General features: G+C 60.9%; 13 protein-coding genes. 4 read left to right on the top strand and 9 right to left on the bottom strand.

Annotated elements, in window-relative coordinates; genetic code table 11:
• Window positions 1-185 precede the first annotated feature (185 nt).
• Window positions 186-1,049 (bottom strand): LysR family transcriptional regulator, encoded by an 864-nt coding sequence (locus tag ACM6JQ_RS00065; RefSeq protein WP_064116303.1) that lies wholly within the window; start codon window positions 1,047-1,049, stop codon window positions 186-188.
• Window positions 1,050-1,065: 16 nt separating this feature from the next.
• Window positions 1,066-3,375, bottom strand: coding sequence for a heavy metal translocating P-type ATPase (locus ACM6JQ_RS00060; RefSeq protein ID WP_414893044.1), 2,310 nt, complete (start codon window positions 3,373-3,375; stop codon window positions 1,066-1,068).
• 84 nt (window positions 3,376-3,459) lie between these two features.
• Here ACM6JQ_RS00060 and cadR point away from each other — a divergent pair, with 84 nt between their 5' ends.
• Window positions 3,460-3,909 (top strand): Cd(II)/Pb(II)-responsive transcriptional regulator, encoded by a 450-nt coding sequence (cadR, locus tag ACM6JQ_RS00055; RefSeq protein WP_016983204.1) that lies wholly within the window; start codon window positions 3,460-3,462, stop codon window positions 3,907-3,909.
• Between the two features lie 118 nt (window positions 3,910-4,027).
• Here cadR and ACM6JQ_RS00050 read toward each other — a convergent pair whose 3' ends face one another.
• The 3 genes from ACM6JQ_RS00050 to ACM6JQ_RS00040 form a co-directional block, all read right to left on the bottom strand.
• Window positions 4,028-4,999, bottom strand: coding sequence for a thymidylate synthase (locus ACM6JQ_RS00050; RefSeq protein ID WP_039757506.1), 972 nt, complete (start codon window positions 4,997-4,999; stop codon window positions 4,028-4,030).
• Window positions 5,000-5,049: 50 nt separating this feature from the next.
• Complete coding sequence (gene lgt, locus ACM6JQ_RS00045; RefSeq protein WP_007913003.1) at window positions 5,050-5,865, bottom strand: prolipoprotein diacylglyceryl transferase; 816 nt, start codon at window positions 5,863-5,865, stop codon at window positions 5,050-5,052.
• Window positions 5,866-5,944: 79 nt separating this feature from the next.
• Window positions 5,945-6,727 carry a sulfite exporter TauE/SafE family protein gene (locus ACM6JQ_RS00040; RefSeq protein WP_007913005.1) on the bottom strand — a complete coding sequence of 261 codons (783 nt, stop codon included), beginning with the start codon at window positions 6,725-6,727 and terminating at the stop codon, window positions 5,945-5,947.
• Between the two features lie 132 nt (window positions 6,728-6,859).
• On the opposite strand from ACM6JQ_RS00040, the gene ACM6JQ_RS00035 reads away from it, so the two are divergent.
• Window positions 6,860-7,606, top strand: a complete 747-nt coding sequence (locus ACM6JQ_RS00035; protein ID WP_414893043.1) for an NRDE family protein — start codon at window positions 6,860-6,862, stop codon at window positions 7,604-7,606.
• 276 nt (window positions 7,607-7,882) lie between these two features.
• On the opposite strand, the gene ptsP is transcribed toward ACM6JQ_RS00035, so the two are convergent.
• Complete coding sequence (gene ptsP, locus ACM6JQ_RS00030) at window positions 7,883-10,162, bottom strand: phosphoenolpyruvate--protein phosphotransferase (protein ID WP_007913900.1); 2,280 nt, start codon at window positions 10,160-10,162, stop codon at window positions 7,883-7,885.
• Window positions 10,163-10,184: 22 nt separating this feature from the next.
• Complete coding sequence (locus ACM6JQ_RS00025) at window positions 10,185-10,664, bottom strand: RNA pyrophosphohydrolase (protein WP_003229203.1); 480 nt, start codon at window positions 10,662-10,664, stop codon at window positions 10,185-10,187.
• A gap of 143 nt (window positions 10,665-10,807) precedes the next feature.
• On the opposite strand from ACM6JQ_RS00025, the gene ACM6JQ_RS00020 reads away from it, so the two are divergent.
• On the top strand, window positions 10,808-11,464 hold the full coding sequence (locus tag ACM6JQ_RS00020) for an HAD family hydrolase (protein ID WP_414893042.1): 657 nt from the start codon (window positions 10,808-10,810) through the stop codon (window positions 11,462-11,464).
• A 120-nt stretch (window positions 11,465-11,584) separates the two neighbouring features.
• Here the strand turns inward: ACM6JQ_RS00020 and ACM6JQ_RS00015 are convergent, their stop codons facing one another.
• On the bottom strand, window positions 11,585-11,998 hold the full coding sequence (locus tag ACM6JQ_RS00015) for a DUF2269 family protein (RefSeq protein WP_095112822.1): 414 nt from the start codon (window positions 11,996-11,998) through the stop codon (window positions 11,585-11,587).
• A 40-nt stretch (window positions 11,999-12,038) separates the two neighbouring features.
• The gene (gene ilvA, locus ACM6JQ_RS00010; RefSeq protein ID WP_123376155.1) at window positions 12,039-13,553 is read right to left on the bottom strand and encodes a threonine ammonia-lyase, biosynthetic; all 1,515 of its coding nucleotides are present in this window, start codon (window positions 13,551-13,553) and stop codon (window positions 12,039-12,041) included.
• Window positions 13,554-13,700: 147 nt separating this feature from the next.
• On the opposite strand from ilvA, the gene rpiA reads away from it, so the two are divergent.
• Entirely contained in the window at window positions 13,701-14,375 is a 675-nt protein-coding gene (rpiA, locus tag ACM6JQ_RS00005) for a ribose-5-phosphate isomerase RpiA (protein ID WP_007913886.1), read from the top strand.
• Window positions 14,376-14,429 lie beyond the last annotated feature (54 nt).

The following is a 14,429-nucleotide window of genomic DNA, read 5'->3' as shown; positions in this document are numbered from 1 at the left end:
AGTTGTAATGCGTCCGTCATGTGGCAGTGAGGCAAAAACGGCCGATAGTGGTATTCGGGGATTTTGGTTCACCAGAGATCGTTCCCACGCTCTGCGTGGGAATGCCTCATCGGACGCTCCGCGTTCGGCTGTTGGGACGCAGAGCGTCCCGGGCTGCATTCCCACGCGGAGCGTGGGAACGATCATTACGCGGGGGACATTTCCTGTGCCAAGCCGAGGAACGCCGCCGGCAACCGCGCGCCCTTGCGCTCCTTCAGGCAATACAGATACTCAGGAATCTGCGGCGCATTCTCGATCGTCAGCACGCGCAACTGCGGATCATGCGGCACTTCCTGCCGGGCAATAATGCTGATGCCGATATTGCGCAACACCGCCTCACGAATCGACTCACGGCTGCCGATCTCCAGTAACGGCCCGAAGCTCACCCCGGCACTCGCCAGCAACTCTTCCGTCAGCCGCCGCGTGGTCGAACCCGACTCACGCATCAACAACGTATGCCCGGCCAGTGCGCTCAACGCCACATGCTCCTGCGCCGCCAGCGGATGATTGCGATGCACCGCCAGTACCAGCGGATCAGTGCCAAGCACCCGCCGAATCAACCGCGCGTCATCGAGCAATTGCGACGACGCAGCGATGTCCACCCGGTAATCCTCCAGCGCTTCGAGCACCTGCTGCGAGTTACCGATTTCCACCGACACTTCCACCTGCGGCAAACGCTCGCGGAAGGTTTTCACCAGATCGAGAATGTAATACGGCGCCGTCGCGGCGATGCGCAATGTGCCCTGCACCTGACCGCTGTTGCGCAGGAAAAACTCGATGTCGGCCTCCTGCTGCAGCAGCGTCTTGACCATCGGCAGCAACCGCGCGCCTTCGTCGCTGACGCTCAGACGCCGGCCGCCACGGTAGAACAGCTCCACCGAATACTGACTTTCCAGATTGCGGATCTGCGTGGTCACGGTCGGTTGGCTGAGGCCGAGTTTTTTCGCCGCCAGCGTAATGCTGCCCAGACGGGCGACCATGTAAAACGCTTTCAGCTCGGCACTCAGCACAACCATCCCTCATCGTTTATTTGCGCAGCAGGCGCAAACCGTTGAACACCACCAACAGGCTCACGCCCATGTCAGCGAACACCGCCATCCACATGGTGGCGAGCCCAGCGAAGGTTACCGCAAGAAAGACAGCCTTGATCACCAGCGCCAGGGCGATGTTCTGTTTCAGGATGCTCGCGGTGTTGCGCGACAGGCTGATGAACGCCGGGATCTTGCGCAGATCGTCGTCCATCAGGGCGACATCGGCGGTTTCAATCGCGGTGTCGGTGCCGGCAGCGGCCATGGCGAAACCGATCTCGGCGCGGGCCAGTGCCGGGGCATCGTTGATGCCGTCGCCGACCATGCCGACCCGATGACCTTTACCGTAAAGCTCCTCGATGGCTTGCAGTTTGTCGGTCGGCAGCAAGTCGCCACGGGCCTCGTCGATGCCAACCTGCGCGGCAATCGCTTGGGCGGTGTGAACGTTGTCGCCGGTGAGCATCAGGGTTTTCACCCCGAGTTCGTGGAGCTGACGGATTGCTTCGCGACTGGTTTCCTTGACGGTATCCGCCACCGCGAACAGTGCCAGCGGGCCGGAATTGTCGAGCAGCAGCACCACGGATTTGCCCTGTTTCTCCAGCGCGAAGAGTTTTTCTTCCAGTGCCGGCGAGCACAGGCCCAACTCTTCGACCAGACGGTGGTTGCCCAAATGGTAGGTCTGACCGTTGATGTCGCCTTTGACACCACGCCCGCCCAACGCTTCGAAGTTATCCACAATCAGCGCTGCGAAGTGTTTATCCACAGCAGCGTTGGTGATGGCCAGCGACACCGGGTGATCGGAACGGCCGGCCAACGCCGCGGCGATTGAAGGTGCGGTGGCATCGGCGGTCGGATCAAGGGACAGGTAATCGGTCTGCACCGGTTTGCCATGGGTGATCGTGCCGGTTTTATCCAGCGCCAGATAATCGAGTTTGAAACCGCCCTCCAGGTACACGCCGCCCTTGACCAGAATGCCTTTGCGCGCCGCTGCCGCGAGGCCGCTGACGATGGTCACCGGGGTGGAAATCACCAGAGCGCATGGGCAGGCGACCACCAGCAACACCAGCGCGCGGTAGATCCAGTCGAACCACACCGCGCCCATGAACAGCGGCGGAATGATCGCCACGGCCAAGGCAAAGACGAACACCACCGGCGTATAGATCTTCGAGAACTGATCGACGAAACGTTGAGTCGGTGCGCGCGCACCTTGGGCCTGTTCGACGGCGTGGATGATGCGCGCCAGGGTCGAGTTGTTCGCCGCTGCGGTCACCGTGTATTCCAGCGAACCGGCCTGGTTGATGGTGCCGGCGAAAACTTTGTCGCCGACTGTTTTCTCGACCGGCAGGCTCTCACCGGTGATCGGCGCCTGGTCGATGGTCGAACTGCCGCTGACCACTTCACCGTCCAGCGCAATGCGCTCGCCGGGCTTTACCCGCACACGGGCACCGAGCTCGACGCTTTTCACGTCCTGCTCAATCCAGCTGCCGTCAGCCTGCAACACCGTGGCTTGCTCCGGCGTCATCTGCATCAAACCGCTGATCGCGTTGCGCGCACGGTCCAGCGAGCGCGCTTCGATCAACTCGGCGACGGTGAACAGGAACATCACCATCGCCGCTTCCGGCCACTGGCCGATGAGGATGGCACCGGTCACAGCAATGCTCATCAGCGCGTTGATGTTGAGGTTGCGGTTCTTCAGGGCGATCCAGCCCTTTTTATAAGTGCTCAGACCACCGCTGAGGATCGACACCAGCGCGATGATCGCCACCACCCAGGTCGGTGCGGCGCTGGTGAAGTGGATGACTTCAGCGGCGAGCGCGCCGACACCGGACAGCGCCAGCGGCCACCAGTGTTTTTTCACCGGTGCCGGGGCTGGCGCTTCGACGCCCGCCTCCAGCGGTTCGGCGTGCATGCCGAGGGATTTGATCGCTTCGGTGATGGGCTCGGTGCCCGGCAGGTTATGGGTCACGCCGAGTACGCGGTTGATCAGATTGAATTCGAGCTGCTGCACGCCGGCGAGTTTGCCGAGTTTGTTCTGAATCAGCGTCTGCTCGGTCGGGCAGTCCATCGCCTCGATACGGAAACTGCTCAGCCGCGCGTCGGCGCTGGTTTTCTCGCTCAGTTGCACCAACGCAGGCGCGGCAGCTGTCGACGAGCAGCAGGAATCTTCGTGCGCATGAACCGGTGCCGGTGCTGCGGTTTTCGACCCACAGCAGGAATCGCCGCCATGTGAATGCTGATGCACAGGCTGCAATTTATGACTGTGATCGTGGCCGTCGCCGGGCTTGTGGGTATGCTGGGAATCGCTCATTGGTCGCGTCCATGAAGGTGCCTGTTGCCAAGTAAAGACCCTGTAGCCACTATAGGGTCAAGCACCCTTTTGGAGATTGTCGTCATGAAGATCGGAGAACTGGCCAAACTCACCGACTGCGCCGTGGAAACCATCCGCTACTACGAGCGCGAAAACCTCCTGCCGGAACCGGCGCGCAGCGACGGCAACTACCGCGTCTACACCCAGGCCCACGCCGAACGCCTGACGTTCATCCGCAACTGCCGCACCCTCGACATGACCCTCGAAGAAATCCGCAGCCTGCTGGCCATGCGTGACAGCCCGCAGGATCAGTGTGAAAGCGTGAATACGCTGATCGACGAGCATATCCAGCATGTGAAGGCGCGGATTGATGGGTTGCTGGCGTTGCAGACACAGTTGCTCGACCTGCGCCAACGCTGTGGCGAAGGGCCGATGGCCGATCAATGCGGGATTTTGCAGCGGCTGGAAGTGAGTGGCGGGGTTGTCGCGACGGAAGTGGAACACTCCCACGTAGGCCGCAGCCACGGCCACTGACGTTGGCGCTCGTTCCCATGCTCCGCGTGGGAATGCCGCCATGGACGCTCCGCGTCCTAAGTGACGCGGAGCGTCACGGGATTCATTCCCACGCAGAGCGTGGGAACGATCCTGCTGACTAGACCGCCATTGGCGCGGTCATTGGCGCGTGATGCTCATAGCCTTCCAGCGAGAAATCGCTCGGCTCGACCAGCTCCAACCATTCCGGCTGATACACGCCAGTCTTGGCAAACTCCGGCACGCGGTCGGAGATTTTCAGTTTCGGCATGGCGAATGGCTCGCGCTTGAGCTGTTCGTTGAGCATGTCCAGATGGTTCTCGTAGACGTGTGCATCACCGATGAAATAGGTGAACCAGCGCGGCGTGTAGCCGGTCAGGCGACCGATCAGGCTCAGCAGCGCGGCGCCTTCGGTGAGGTTGAACGGCGTGCCCAGACCCAGATCGTTGGAGCGGATGTAGAGGGTCAGAGAAATCTCTTTGGTCTCGACATTCGGGTGGAACTGGTACAGCAGATGGCACGGCGGCAGCGCCATTTCATCCAGCTGAGCGACGTTCCAGCCGTGGAACAGGATGCGGCGGCTGCCTGGATCCTTGATGATCGTGTCGACGCACTGGCGCACCTGGTCGATGGCTTTGTACAACACCACGTAGGCTTGGCCGTCTTCTTCGCCCTGAGCGATCTGCTTGTAGCCGTTGGCCAGGGTTTGTTCGATGGCGGCGGTGTTGCTCAGCGGGATCTGCTTGTACGCCGGCCATTTGCGCCATTGCACGCCGTAGATTTCGCCGAGGTCGTCGTCACCCTGACGGAACGGGTTGGCCAGCCACTGCGCGTTTTCGTTGGCGTTCTGGTCCCAGACCTTGCAGCCCAGCGCCCGGAATTCGGCGGCGTTGTTGACGCCACGGAGAAAACCGCACATCTCGCCGATGGCCGATTTGAAGGCCATCTTGCGCGTGGTGATCGCCGGAAAACCTTCCTGCAGATCGAAGCGCAGCATCGCACCCGGGAAACTGATGGTGTTGATGCCGGTGCGGTTGGCCTGTTTGGTGCCGTTCTGGATAACGTGCGAGACCAGTTCGAGATATTGCTTCATGAGTTACCTGTGTCCTTTGAGCCCCGGCGTCGCGCGCCGGGGTTCGTAGTTTAAGCCGTCGGCGCGAGCGGTGCTGCCGGCGCGCGACGATAGGCCAGCCAGATCAGGAACAGCCCGCCGACGATCATCGGCACGCAGAGCACCTGGCCCATGGTCAGCCAGTTCCAGGCCAGATAGCCCAGTTGTGCATCCGGCACGCGAACGAATTCGACGATAAAACGGAAGATGCCGTAGAACAGCGCGAACATGCCGGAAACGGCCATGGTCGGACGCGGTTTGCGCGAGAAAATCCACAGAATCAGGAACAGCGCGACGCCTTCGAGCGCGAACTGATACAGCTGCGACGGGTGACGCGGCAGTTGCGCCGGATCGCTGAATGGCGGGAAGACCATGGCCCACGGCACGTCGGTGGCCTTGCCCCACAACTCGGCGTTGATGAAGTTACCGATGCGCCCGGCGCCCAGACCGATCGGCACCATTGGCGCGACGAAGTCCATCAACTGGAAGAACGACTTGCCGTTGCGCTTGCCGAACCACAACGCGGCCAGCATCACACCGATGAACCCGCCGTGGAACGACATGCCGCCCTTCCACACTTCGAAAATCAGTGTCGGGTTGGCCAGGTAGGCGCTCAGATCGTAGAACAGCACATAGCCCAGGCGCCCGCCGACGATCACGCCCATCGACATCCAGAAGACCATGTCGGAGAGTTTCTCCTTGGTCCAGGTCGGGTCGAAACGGTTGAGCCGGCGCGACGCCAGCAGCCACGCACCGCCGATGCCGATCAGGTACATCAGACCGTACCAGTGGATTTTCAGCGGACCGATGGCCAGGGCCACCGGGTCGATCTGCGGGTAAGGCAGCATTGCGACTCCTCGTTAGAGTTGAAACCAAAATTCCCGGGCGACGCTGCCACCTCAGGATTAAGCCAGGATTGCGACGCGATTAAAGCAGGAAGCTCACGCCCACGCTGAACAGCAAAGCGGCGAACAGCCGTTTCAGCAAGCGCGGCGATAAGCGATGCGCCAAACGCGCGCCGATGCGGGCGAAGATCATGCTGGTCAGGGCAATGCCCAACAACGCCGGCAAATACACAAAACCGAGACTATGGGCCGGCAACAACGGATCGTGCCACCCCAGAATCATGAAACTTAATGCACTGACCAAGGCGATCGGCAGGCCACAGGCCGACGAGGTCGCCACCGCTTGCTGCATCGGCACACTGCGCCAGGTCAGGAACGGCACGGTCAGCGAGCCGCCACCGACGCCGAAAATCGCCGAGGCCCAGCCAATCACACTGCCGGCCACGGTCAGACCGAGTTTACCCGGCACCGTTCGGCTGGCCTTGGGTTTGATGTCCAGTGCCAGTTGCACCGAGATGATCAAGGCGAAAACGCCGATGATCTTTTGCAGGTGCGGGCCAGAAATCGCTTCAGCGGTCAGCGCGCCGAAACCGGCCCCCAACAGAATGCCGACGGCCATCCACATGAAGATCGGCCAGCGCACTGCGCCACGACGGTGATGCTCACGCACAGCGTTGACCGAGGTGAAGATGATCGTCGCCAGCGAAGTGCCGACCGCCAGATGCGTGAGGATCGACTGATCAAAGCCCTGCAAGGTGAAACTGAACACCAGCACCGGGACAATGATGATCCCGCCGCCAACCCCGAACAGCCCGGCCAGCACGCCCGCACAGGCGCCCAGCGCCAGATAGAGCAGAAATTCCATGACCGTCTCCCCAGACCGCATCCGCAAAACCGGAGCGGCATGGTAACGGATGCACACCCTTTGGCTCCACTGGCGATGGATGCACGGACGCGGGATGCGTAGAGTGAGCAAAAAACACACAAGGACCACCTTATGTGCCTGATTGTTTTCGCCTGGCGCCCGGGCCATGCCCAGCCGCTGATCGTCGCGGCCAACCGCGACGAATTCTACGCCCGGCCGAGCCTGCCTCTGGCGCAGTGGACGGAGGCGCCGCATGTGCATGCCGGACGTGATCTGGAGGCCGGCGGAACCTGGCTGGGGATAGGTGCCAGCGGGCGCTTTGCTGCGCTGACCAATATTCGCGATCCGCAGCAACCGCCGGCACGCAAGTCGCGGGGGGAACTGGTGGCGCGGTTTCTGACCGGTGATGCGTCGATTGATGATTATTTGAACGAAGTGGTCGGGCATTCGGCGGAATATGCCGGGTTTAATCTGTTGCTCGGCAATAGTCATGAGCTGTGGCATTTCAATGCGCGGCTGTCGGAGCCGGTGATGCTGGAATCGGGCGTCTACGGGGTATCCAATGCCGGGCTGGACACGCCGTGGCCGAAGTTGCTCAAGGCCAAGGCTGCGTTGAGTGCGGTGCTGGATGATCCGCAGCCACAGCACTTGCTCGATTTGCTAAGCGATGCCCAGACCGCGCCGGAAGCGGAATTGCCGGATACCGGGGTGGGTCTGGCCACTGAAACATTGCTGTCGAGTGTGTTTATTGCCAGCCAGAGCTATGGAACGCGGGCGAGTACGGCGTTGATCGTGCAGGCGGATGGGACGCGACGGATAGTCGAGCGGAGTTTTGGGCCGTATGGCGGGCATTTGGGCGAAGTGGAGATAACAGCTTAAGAGCAGACCCTCACCCCAGCCCTCTCCCAAAGGGAGAGGGGGCCGACCGAGGTGTCTTGAGCCGTACATCGACCTGAAAGACCGAGTCGATTATGGATTCATCACAGCACCTTCTAGTCCGTGTGAATCGATTATGGATTCAACACAGCACCTTCTTGTCCGTGTGATTCGATTATGGATTCAACACAGCACTTTCAGGTCGGCGTACCTCTGCAGCATCCCCCAATCAGTCCCCTCTCCCCCCGGGAGAGGGTTAGGGTGAGGGGCTTTTGATCTTCAGAGCGCCTTGACCACCGCCGGCGGATGCATCTTCGACAACCCAAGGTTCTTCAGCGCCAATTGCAGCGAACTGTGGATAACCTGCGGGTTATCAATGGTCATCAGCTCCGCCAACAACTCCTGAGCCTTGCTCAGATTGACCTGACGCAACATCCACTTCACCTTCGGCAAGTTGGTGGCGTTCATCGACAGGCTGTCGAACCCCATCGCCATCAACAGCACCGCCGCCGCCGGATCACCGGCCATTTCGCCGCAGATACTCACCGGTTTGCCTTCGGCATGGGCATCGCGTACCACGGTTTGCAGGGCTTGCAGTACTGCCGGATGCAGGTAATCGTAAAGATCGGCCACACGCGGGTTGTTACGGTCGACCGCCAGCAAATACTGAGTCAAGTCGTTGGAGCCGACAGACAGGAAGTCGACCATCCGCGCCAGTTCCTTGGTCTGGTACACCGCTGCCGGAATCTCGATCATCACGCCAATCGGCGGCATCGGCACATCGGTGCCTTCGTCGCGTACTTCGCCCCAGGCGCGGTGGATCAGGTGCAGGGCTTCTTCGAGTTCGTGAGTGCCGGAGATCATCGGCAGCAGAATCCGCAGGTTGTTCAAGCCTTCGCTGGCCTTGAGCATCGCGCGGGTCTGCACCAGGAAGATTTCCGGGTGGTCGAGAGTCACACGAATGCCGCGCCAGCCGAGGAACGGGTTGTCTTCCTTGATCGGGAAGTACGACAGCGACTTGTCACCGCCGATGTCGAGGCTGCGCATGGTCACCGGTTGCGGGTGGAACGCGGCGAGCTGCTCGCGGTAGATCGCCAGTTGTTCCTTCTCGCTCGGGAAGCGCTGGTTGATCATGAACGGCACTTCGGTGCGGTACAGGCCGACACCCTCGGCGCCACGCTTCTGCGCCCGCGCCACATCGGCGAGCAAACCGGTGTTGACCCACAGCGGCATGCGGTGACCGTCGAGGGTCACGCATGGCAAGTCACGCAGGGTGTCGAGGCCCAGCGCCAGTTGTTTCTCTTCTTCGACGACTTCAGCGAACTGCTTGCGCAGCACTTCGCTCGGGTTGGTGTAGACCTCGCCGCGTGTGCCGTCGACGATCATTTCGATGCCGTCGACCTTGGCATACGGCAGGTCGACCAGACCCATCACCGTCGGAATGCCCATGGCCCGGGCCAGAATCGCCACGTGGGAGTTACCCGAACCGAGTACCGAGACCAGACCGACCAGCGTGCCTTCCGGCACCTCGCCGAGCATCGCCGGCGTCAGTTCTTCGCTGACCAGAATGGTTTTTTCCGGGTAGACCAGATTCTGCTGACGCTCTTCCTGCAAATAGGCGAGCAGGCGGCGACCGAGGTCTTTGACGTCCGAGGCACGCTCACGCAGGTAGGCGTCGTCCATCAGTTCGAAACGGTTGACGTGCTCAGTGACCACCTGACGCAGCGCGCCCTGGGCCCACTGACCGGTCTTGATCACGGTGGTGATTTCGCTGCCCAGCGAGGCGTCGTCGAGCATCATCAGGTAGACGTCGAACAGCGCGCGCTCTTCCGGGCGCAACTGGGTCGCGAGCTTGGCGGACAACGCGCGCATGTCGGCGCGCACGCCTTCGATGGCGGTCTTGAACAGCGCCAGCTCGGCGTTGATGTCGGTGATGGTCTTGTCCGGCACCACGTCGAGATCGGCCGGCGGCAGCATGACCACCGCCGTACCGACCGCCGCACCCGGCGAACCCGGCACGCCGACGAACTTGGCTTCCTGAATGCCTTTGCCCTGACGGCCCAGACCACGGATCGAACCGGTGGCCTCGGCGTGGGCGATTACGCCGGCGAGCTGCGCGCTCATGGTCACGAGGAAGGCTTCTTCACCTTCGTCGAACTGGCGGCGTTCTTTTTGCTGGATGACCAACACGCCGACGACGCGGCGGTGGTGAATGATCGGTGCACCGAGGAACGAGGCGTAACGCTCTTCACCGGTTTCGGCGAAGTAACGGTAGCGCGGGTGATCCGCAGCGTTTTCGAGGTTCAGGGGTTCTTCACGCGTGCCGACCAGACCGACCAGACCTTCGTTGGGTGCCATGCTGACCTTGCCGATCGAGCGCTTGTTCAAGCCCTCGGTGGCCATCAGGACGAAGCGGTTGGTCTCGGGATCAAGCAGGTAGACCGAGCAGACCTGGCTGCCCATGGCCTCTTTGACGCGCAACACAATAATCCCCAACGCCGCCTTGAGATCCTTGGCGGAGTTAACTTCCTGGACGATCTTGCGCAGCGTATTGAGCATGGCTCGGGGTCGAACTCCGTCGTCAGTCGCGCGCTAAAAGGCGCGGGGCAAGCTCTTTGAGGGCGCGGCGATACACCTCGCGCTTGAATGTCACCACCTGGCCCAACGGATACCAATAGCTGACCCACCGCCAGCCATCGAACTCCGGTTTACCGGTCAAATCCATCCGCACCCGCTGCTCGTTGGAGATCAGGCGCAGGAGAAACCATTTCTGTTTCTGGCCGATGCACAGCGGTTGGCTGTGCGTACGCACCAGACGTTGCGGCAAACGATAGCGCAACCAGCCCCGAGTACAGGCCAGTATTTCAACATCTTCACGTTCCAGGCCAACTTCTTCGTTCAGCTCGCGGTACAAGGCGTCTTCCGGCGTCTCTTCAGGGTTGATTCCCCCTTGCGGAAACTGCCAGGCATCTTGATTGATACGGCGAGCCCATAGCACCTGGCCGGCGTCATTCGTCAGAATGATCCCGACATTGGGGCGGAAACCATCGGGGTCGATCACGGCAACAACCTCGCAAACGCATGTCGCCGCATTGTTCCACAAAGGTTGATAAGGCGGCAACGAGGCTTCCTACCTTATGTGCACTCTTGTGAAAAGACCGTATTCTTGTCGCCTTTTTACAGACTTATCAGCGGGTAACTGCAATGCGCCTGGCTCTATTCGATTTGGACAACACCCTTCTGGGCGGCGACAGCGATCACGCCTGGGGCGACTATCTGTGTGAACGCGGCTTCCTCGACCCGATTGCGTACAAGGCTCGCAACGACGAGTTCTATCAGGATTACCTGGCCGGCAAACTGGATAACGCCGCGTACCTGAACTTCTGCCTGGAGATCCTCGGCCGCACCGAAATGGCCGTGCTCGATCAATGGCACAACGATTACATGCGCGACTGCATCGAACCGATCATCTTGCCCAAGGCGCTGGAACTGCTGAAAAAGCACCGCGATGCTGGCGACAAACTGGTGATCATCACCGCGACCAACCGCTTCGTCACCGCGCCGATTGCTGTGCGCCTGGGCGTTGAAACCCTGATCGCAACCGAGTGTGAAATGGTTGATGGCCGTTATAGCGGGCGCAGCATCGACATTCCGTGCTTTCGCGAGGGCAAGGTGACGCGGCTGAATCGTTGGCTGGAAGAGACCGGATATTCTCTGGATGACAGCTATTTCTATAGCGATTCGATGAATGATTTGCCGTTGCTGGAGCAGGTGAAGAATCCGGTTGCTGTCGATCCGGATCCGAATCTGCGCGCCGAAGCAGAGAAGCGTGGCTGGCCGGTGATTAGTCTGCGCGGCTAATTACGCCATCGCTGGCAAGCCAGCTCCCACAGGTTTTTCGGCTGTCCACAATATCCGTGTTCACTGAAGACCCCTGTGGGAGCTGGCTTGCCAGCGATTGGCTCGACTCGGTATATAGCCTTAAACAGGCTTGGCCCCCATCAACCCCGCAATGGCGAGAAACCCAACGCCGCTGACAATCGCCAGCGCCAACGTGAATTTCCAGTTACCAACCCCGCTAGTCCACAGCCGATTAAGCCGCACCAACAGCCACACTGCACTCAACGTGGCCACGGCATAGATCACGCTGGACCCCAGAATCCAGAACTGCCCCAGTGGCCAGCCGATCAGATGTACCAACCACCAGCCGGTGAAAGGCATGCTCAGCATACCGATCAGCATCAAACACCAGATAAACAGCCAGGGCCGCTGCATCGTGCTGGCCGGCCCTTCGCTGCGATTACGCCAGGAAAGAGCAGCGAGCCCCAACCCGCTGGCGAGGATCACCACGGTCGCCGCGACATGAAGGACTTTCAGGGTGGTCAGGGTTTCCATGAATTTCTCTTCCTTGGGCCATGCCCATCAGCGTAGCCGCTCAGCCAAGAAACAGCTGATAGGCCGGGTTGTCGCTTTCATCCCAGTACGGGTAGCCGATTTCCTCAAGCGCCGCCGGCACCAGATGACGCTCGTCGTGCGGCACTTGCAGGCCCGCGACCACCCGGCCATCGGCAGCGCCGTGGTTGCGGTAATGGAACATCGAAATGTTCCAGCGCCCACCGAGTTTATTAAGGAAGTTGAACAGCGCACCCGGACGCTCCGGGAACTCGAAGCGGAACACCACTTCATCAATCACATGCGCCGCGTGACCACCGACCATGTGGCGGATGTGCAGCTTGGCCAGTTCGTTGTCAGTCAGGTCGAGCACCGGGAAACCCTGCTCGGCCAAGCTCGCCAGCAATGCGCTGCGCGGGTCGTTTTCCGGGTGAGTCTGCACACCAACGAAGATGTGCGCTTCGCTGCCGGTGTTGTAGCGGTAGTTGAATTCGGTGATCTGGCGCTTGCCGATGGCTTCGCAGAACGCCTTGAAGCTGCCGGCCTTCTCGGGGATGGTCACGGCGATGATCGCTTCACGGCCCTCGCCCAGTTCGGCGCGCTCGGCAACGTGACGCAGGCGGTCGAAGTTGACATTGGCACCGGAGTCGATGGCGACGAAGGTCTGGCCGCTGACACCGCGTTGCTCGACGTACTTCTTGATCCCGGCCACGCCCAACGCGCCGGCAGGTTCGGTGATCGAGCGGGTATCGTCGTAGATATCTTTAATTGCTGCACAGATCTCGTCGGTGCTGACAGTAATCACTTCATCGACATAGTCTTTGCAGATGTCGAAGGTGTGCTGACCGATCTGCGCCACGGCCACGCCGTCGGCAAAGATGCCCACGGTCGGCAGCACCACGCGCTCGCCGGCAGCCATCGCCGCTTGTAGGCAGTTGGAGTCGTCCGGCTCGACGCCGATGACTTTGATGTCCGGGCGCAGGTATTTCACGTACGCGGCGATACCGGCGATCAAACCACCGCCACCGACCGGAACGAAAATCGCGTCCAGCGGCTGCGGGTGCTGGCGCAGAATTTCCATCGCCACGGTGCCCTGCCCGGCAATGGTGTGCGGATCGTCATACGGGTGGATGTAGACGTAGCCTTTTTCGTCGACCAGCTTCAGCGAGTAGGCCAGCGCTTCCGGAAACGAATCGCCGTGCAGCACGACTTTGCCGCCGCGCGAGCGCACGCCTTCGACTTTGATCTCGGGGGTGGTCTTGGGCATGACGATGGTGGCTTTGACGCCCAGCACTTTCGCCGCCAGGGCCAGACCCTGCGCATGATTGCCCGCCGACGCGGTGACCACGCCACGCGCGCGCTCTTCATCGCTCAGTTGCGTCAGCTTGTTGTAGGCGCCGCGAATCTTGAACGAGAACACCGGCTGCAAGTCTTCACGCTTGAGCCAGATGTCATTGCCCAGCCGCTCGGAGAGCTGGCGAGCGTTCTGCAGCGGGGTTTCTACGGCAACGTCATAAACGCGCGAGGTGAGGATCTTTTTGACGTACTGTTCGAGCATCGGAAAGCATCACTGAGCGGTTGAGCGGGACCGGGGAGTCTAACCCGGCTTTTGCCCGCACGACCACACGAATCCAGAGGTTTTAGCCGCGCTTGCGGCTATAATGCCGGCCTTTCCGTTCTCACCTTGCCCGCTTCCGGAGCCCGCATGACCCAGGATCAACTCAAACAGGCAGTGGCTCAGGCCGCCGTCGACTTCATCCTTCCGAAACTCGACGACAAGAGCATCGTCGGGGTCGGCACCGGCTCCACCGCCAACTGCTTCATCGACGCTCTGGCCCAACACAAGGGCGCGTTCGATGGCGCGGTTGCCAGTTCCGAAGCCACTGCCGCGCGTCTGAAGGGCCACGGGATTCCAGTGTATGAGCTGAACACCGTCAGCGACCTGGAGTTCTACGTTGATGGCGCCGATGAAAGCGACGCGCACCTGAACCTGATCAAGGGCGGCGGCGCCGCTCTGACCCGCGAGAAGATCGTTGCCGCCGTGGCCAAGACCTTCATCTGCATCGCCGACGCCAGCAAACTGGTGCCGGTGCTGGGCGAATTCCCGCTGCCAGTCGAAGTGATCCCGATGGCGCGCAGCCACGTCGCCCGCCAATTGGTGAAACTGGGCGGCGACCCGGTGTACCGCGAAGGCGTTTTGACCGACAACGGCAACATCATTCTGGATGTGTTCAACCTGCAGATCACCAACCCGGTGGAGCTGGAAGCGCAGATCAATGCAATCGTCGGCGTGGTCACCAATGGCCTGTTCGCGGCGCGTCCGGCGGATCTGTTGTTGCTGGGCACCAGTGAAGGCGTGAAAACCCTCAAGGCTGAGTAAATCCAGTCATCCACACATCTGTGGGCAGACGGATAAACCTGTAGGAGTGAGCCG

The sequence above is a fragment of the Pseudomonas sp. IT-232MI5 genome (genome assembly GCF_949767845.1).
In the GTDB taxonomy this organism is placed as follows: domain Bacteria; phylum Pseudomonadota; class Gammaproteobacteria; order Pseudomonadales; family Pseudomonadaceae; genus Aquipseudomonas.
This window is presented reverse-complemented; position numbering and strand designations above follow the sequence as displayed.